The 4,546-nt window shown below is 71.7% G+C and carries 4 protein-coding genes and 5 pseudogenes; 6 read left to right on the top strand and 3 right to left on the bottom strand.

The genetic code is table 11. The features are described 5' to 3' along the window. From ASG00_RS17010 to ASG00_RS05035, 4 genes and pseudogenes are all read left to right on the top strand, one after another. On the top strand, window positions 1-458 hold a 458-nt coding region (locus ASG00_RS17010; RefSeq protein WP_442922601.1), incomplete at its 5' end, for an oxidoreductase. Window positions 459-527: 69 nt separating this feature from the next. After that, a pseudogene (locus tag ASG00_RS18865) lies at window positions 528-698 on the top strand (acyl-CoA synthetase); the annotation flags it as partial. Between the two features lie 3 nt (window positions 699-701). Further along, window positions 702-1,129: pseudogene (locus ASG00_RS05040) on the top strand (acyl-CoA synthetase); the annotation flags it as partial. Next, window positions 1,126-1,455, top strand: coding sequence for a hypothetical protein (locus tag ASG00_RS05035; RefSeq protein ID WP_056207353.1), 330 nt, complete (start codon window positions 1,126-1,128; stop codon window positions 1,453-1,455). The pseudogene ASG00_RS05040 and the gene ASG00_RS05035, both read left to right, overlap by 4 nt. 23 nt (window positions 1,456-1,478) lie before the next feature. Here the strand turns inward: ASG00_RS05035 and purB are convergent. The 3 genes and pseudogenes from purB to ASG00_RS05025 form a co-directional block, all read right to left on the bottom strand. Continuing rightward, window positions 1,479-2,536: pseudogene (purB, locus tag ASG00_RS05030) on the bottom strand (adenylosuccinate lyase); the annotation flags it as partial. A gap of 1 nt (window position 2,537) precedes the next feature. Then, window positions 2,538-2,878 (bottom strand): annotated as a pseudogene (locus tag ASG00_RS18860) (hypothetical protein); the annotation flags it as partial. Beyond that, entirely contained in the window at window positions 2,875-3,378 is a 504-nt protein-coding gene (locus tag ASG00_RS05025; RefSeq protein ID WP_045247045.1) for a low molecular weight protein-tyrosine-phosphatase, read from the bottom strand. The pseudogene ASG00_RS18860 and the gene ASG00_RS05025, both read right to left, overlap by 4 nt. Before the next feature lie 114 nt (window positions 3,379-3,492). On the opposite strand from ASG00_RS05025, the gene ASG00_RS05020 reads away from it, so the two are divergent. Both ASG00_RS05020 and ASG00_RS15675 read left to right on the top strand, forming a co-directional pair. Then, on the top strand, window positions 3,493-3,756 hold the full coding sequence (locus tag ASG00_RS05020) for a hypothetical protein (RefSeq protein ID WP_056207351.1): 264 nt from the start codon (window positions 3,493-3,495) through the stop codon (window positions 3,754-3,756). Continuing rightward, window positions 3,753-4,546 (top strand): annotated as a pseudogene (locus tag ASG00_RS15675) (hypothetical protein); the annotation flags it as partial. The gene ASG00_RS05020 and the pseudogene ASG00_RS15675, both read left to right, overlap by 4 nt.

Raw genomic sequence — 4,546 nt, 5'->3', positions numbered from 1 at the left:
CCCGCGCCGTGGCCGCCGAGGTCGGTGCGGCTCGGGTGGGCCTGCGCATCTCGCCGGAGCGCAACATCCAGGACGTCTGGGAGAAGGATGCCGCGGACGTCCGCGCGACCTATGAGGCCCTCGTCGACGGGGTCGCCCCGCTCGGTCTCGCGTACCTCAGCGTGCTGCACCCCGACCTCGACGGATCGCTCGTGCAGGATCTGCGTCGACGGTTCGGCGGCGTGGTGGTCGCCAACTCCGGAGTCGCGAGCCCGACGACCCGGGACGAGGCCGAAACCCTCGTCTCCTCCGGAGTCGCGGACGCCGTCGCCGTCGGACGCGCGCTGATCGCGAACCCCGACCTCGTTGCCCGCTGGCGGGAGGGTGCCGACGAGAACGCGGTCGACCAGGCGAGCGTCTATGGGCCGGACGCCCGCGGCTACACCGACTACCCCGCCCTCACGACCGTCGGGGGCTGACCGGACCCCTCGGTTCACAGCCGGCGAGACGTAGACTTGATCGACTCTGCCGCTTTCCGAGGTTTCCCCGTGCCCGACGCTCCCACCGCCCGCGCCTTCGAGGTGCGCCACCTGCAGTTGGCGCGCGCCGTGTTCGCGGCGATCGCGGCGGCGATGATCACGTTCTCTGCCGACCACTCCGCCTCGGTCGGACTGTCGGTGTTCAGCGGATTCGCGATCACGACCGCCCTCGTGTTCCTGNNNCCCTCGTCGCCGGCATGGTCGCGGGTGTCGCCGTGATCCGCTCGACCGTGCTGCTGTTCGTCCTCGTCATCGTCTGGGCGCTCGTCACCGGGCTCATCGAGGGCATCGCGGGCTGGCGCGCGGTGCGCCGCAGCGCACGAGGCACAGCGGCGGCATCCGATGCCCGTGACGGCCTGATCGTCGGGGCCATCACGGTGCTGCTGGCGGTGGGGATGCTGTTCATCAGCCCGCAGTACGTGCTGCCGTACTACATCGCCGAGGCGAACCAGTCGTTCACCCTCACGGGTACCGCCATCGGCGTCGGCGTGTTCGGCGGATACGCCGCCATCATCGCCGTCTACCTCGCGATCGCCGGCCTCTCGCCGCGACGCCCCACCGCGCCCGCCGATGCGCTCGCGACCGCAGACCCGTCGAAGGACCGCGCATGACCGACAAGCCCACCCGCCGCGACCTGTTCAAGCCCGTCCAGCTGCTCGGGCTCGCCCTCGCCGCCGCCGTGTTCGCGGGCGTCGTCGTGCTGATCTCGATGGGCTTCTTCCAGGACCGCTTCTCGGGTCAGGGCCAGCACGCCCTGGTGATCGGACTCATCGCCGCAGGCATCACGTTCGTCGTGACGCTCGTCGTCATCGCGCTGCTCGTGCTCGTGGTCGATCCCGCGCAGGTCACGAAGGCCATCGACGGCCCGGTGCTGCTCACCAAGGACGCCCAGAAGGCCGAGAAGAACGACGCGGACTCGGGCGCCGACGCTCCGTAGCCGCCGCTGCTCGCCCGTCGCCGTCAGATCAGGTCGACGAGCTCCGACGCGATGCCCGTGTACGTCGCCGGCGTCAGCGTCAGCAGGCGCTGCTTCGCGGCATCCGAGATGTCGAGCTGCGAGACGAAGTCGGCGAGATCGGATGCCCCGACCCGCCGCCCGCGCGTGAGGTCCTTCAGCAGCGCGTAGGGGTCGGTGATCGTCGAATTGCCTGCGGTGACCTCCGCCCGCACGACGGTCTGGATGGCCTCGGCGAGCACCTCCCAGTTGCCGTCGAGGTCGGCCAGCAGCACGTCGTCGCGCAGCGAGATCTCGCCGAGACCGCGCAGCAGGTTGTCGAGCGCGAGCAGCGAGTGGCCGAACGCGACGCCGATGTTGCGCTGCGTGGTCGAGTCGGTCAGGTCGCGCTGCAGGCGGCTCGTGACGAGCGTCTGTCCGAGCGTCTGCAGGATGCCCGCGGAGATCTCGAGGTTGGCCTCGGCGTTCTCGAAGCGGATCGGGTTGATCTTGTGCGGCATCGTCGACGATCCCGTCGCGCCCGCGACGGGGATCTGCGCGAAGTAGCCGAGCGAGATGTAGGTCCAGATGTCGGTCGCGAGATTGTGAAGGATGCCCCCGGCATGGCGCACGCGGTCGTACAGCTCGACCTGCCAGTCGTGCGACTCGATCTGGGTGGTGAGCGGGTTGAACCCGAGCCCGAGGTGCTCGATGAAGCGGCTCGCGACCAGACGCCAGTTGACGTCGGGGGCGGCGGCCAGGTGCGCCGACCAGGTGCCGGTCGCGCCCGAGAACTTCGCGAGGAACTCGGATGCCGCGATCTGCCGTTCGACCCGCTGGAGACGCCAGACGAACACCGCGAGCTCTTTGCCCATGGTGGTGGGGGTCGCGGGCTGCCCATGGGTGCGGGCGAGCATCGCGGCATCCCGATGCTTCTCGGCGAGGGCCGACAGGGCGCCGATCACCGCGCGCAGCTTCGGCAGCCACACGTCGTGCACGGCACGCTTGACCGTGAGTGCGTACGCAGTGGAGTTGATGTCCTCGCTCGTGCAGGCGAAGTGGGTGAGCTCGGCGAGCCGGTCGANGGGAGCCGGTCGCGCACGAGGTACTCGACGGCCTTCACGTCATGGCGGGTGACGGCCTCGCGCTCGGCGAGCCAGTCGATCTCGGCCTGGCCGTAGTCGAGGTACAGCAGGCGCAGTCGGTCCTGGGCGACCTCGTCGAGCGGGGAGGTGCCGAACGCGCTCTCGTTGGTCAGGGCGATCAGCCACTCGACCTCCACCTCGACGCGGGCGCGGTTGAGGCCCGCCTCGGAGAGGTACTCGCCGAGCTCGGCGACCGCGGCGCGGTACCGGCCGTCGAGGGGGCTGAGGGGCTGCACGGGGAACGACGACGACACGGAGGACTCCTGTCGGGAGAAGGTCAGCCCGCGGAACGGAGGGCGGGCTCGAGCTGCCGGAAGAGCGCCCGGCAGGCCTTCTCAATCATAGTGAGCACGCCGTCGAACTTGTCGGGGCCGGCGTAGTACGGGTCGGGCACGTCCAGATGGTCGCCCGCCTCCGCGTCGAACGAGCGCAGCAGCGCGATCTTGTCTGCGTCGTTGTCGTCCCGCGACCAGCCCCGCAGGATGCGCTCGTGGGCGCGGTCGAGCACGACGACGAGGTCGCTCGAGTCGAAGTCGGCGAACGAGAACTGGCGCGCGCGGTGCCGGCTGCCGTCGTACCCGCGGCGCTCGAGGGCGTCGAGCGTGCGGGGGTCGGCGCGCTCGCCGACGTGCCAGTCGCCGGTGCCCGAGCTCGACGAGGCGACGCGGTCGCCGAGGCCGGCCTGCTGGGCGAGCGTGCGGAACACGACCTCGGCCATCGGGGAACGGCAGATGTTGCCGGTGCACACGAACACGACGCGGAACGGTGCGGACGAGGGCATTGCTCCATTCTGGCCCCGTGCACGGCCTCCTGCCCAGGGGCGGGACCGCCCGGTTTGTCCCCCGGTCGTGCTCTCACCTGCCTCGTGCGGGATGTCGTGCGCGAGCGTGGCCGTATGCCAGCCGCTGCCACCCCCGTCGAGGTCGCCGCCCTGATCGCCGCGTTCGACCACCTCGCCGAACTGGTGGGCGACCTGTCGGTCGCCGCCGCCCGCATCGCCCCCGAACTGCAGTGGCAGTCCGAGGCGATGCTCGCCTTCGCGACCCGATGGGATGCCACGTGCTCCCTCGCCGACCGCACGCGCCGCCGCGCACGGGTCGCGGCCGATGATGCGCGCTGGGTGCAGGCGACGCTGCTGGCGGGCGTGGGGGCGCCGTGAGCGACGTCGACATCCGCTCCGGCGGCGCCGTCGCCGTCGACACCGCGACCCTGCGCGCCGCGGCCGAGCGGGTGCGCGCCCTCGCCCCGCTCGCGTCGGCCGCGGGAGAGGCGGCTCGGCGGGTGCGTGAACTGAGCTTCGCGGTGTTCCCTCACGGCGGCCGATTCGAGGTGGCGACATCGACGCTCGTGAGCGGAACCGGTGTGCTGGTGGCCGATGTCGCCTACCTCGCCGACGCGCTCGAGAACACAGCGGCCGCGTACGAGCTCGTCGAGCTGCGCGCCGAGCGGGCCCTCGCCGAGACCTCGGGCGACCACGGTCGTGTGGCCGAGATCGACGTGTCGATCGACGGACTCAGGGCGCGATGGCCGGCAGCGTCAGACATCGCCGATGCCTCCGAGCTGGCCGCGACCGGCCACTCCGACGAGGTGTGGCGCCAGCTCTCCGCGTGGGGTGTGCCGATCGTCGGCCTCACCGGCGCCCTCGGCATCGGCGCTCTCGCGCTCGTGCTCGGTGCGCGCGGCGCACTGCGGGGTGCCGATGCGCCCGGCCGCGTCGCGCGCGGCGCGCGTCTGGGCGGCTCCGTGCCCGCTGTCACCCTCCTGCCCCAGCCCGTGGGCGCTGCGACCGGCCGCCCCGCCGGGCTGGCCGACCTCTACGCGCGCGTGCCCACGGGAGAGGCGCGGGTGCGTATCGAGCGCTACACGATGTCCGACGGCAGCCGGGCGTACGCCGCGTACATCGCCGGCACCGACGGGTCATCGACGTGGGACAACACCGCGAACCTCGC

It is taken from the genome of Microbacterium sp. Leaf351, from assembly GCF_001423825.1.
GTDB lineage: Bacteria > Actinomycetota > Actinomycetes > Actinomycetales > Microbacteriaceae > Microbacterium > Microbacterium ginsengisoli.
The sequence above is the reverse complement of the archived record's forward strand: the minus strand, read 5'-3'. Positions and strand labels throughout refer to the sequence as shown.

What these genes read in the sequence shown, in the direction of transcription:
- ASG00_RS05020 (WP_056207351.1), top strand. Translation starts at nt 3,493, where the DNA reads ATGCCAGCCGCTGCCACCCCCGTCGAGGTCGCCGCCCTGATCGCCGCG.
- ASG00_RS05035 (WP_056207353.1), top strand. Translation starts at nt 1,126, where the DNA reads ATGACCGACAAGCCCACCCGCCGCGACCTGTTCAAGCCCGTCCAGCTG.
- ASG00_RS05025 (WP_045247045.1), bottom strand. Translation starts at nt 3,378, where the DNA reads ATGCCCTCGTCCGCACCGTTCCGCGTCGTGTTCGTGTGCACCGGCAAC.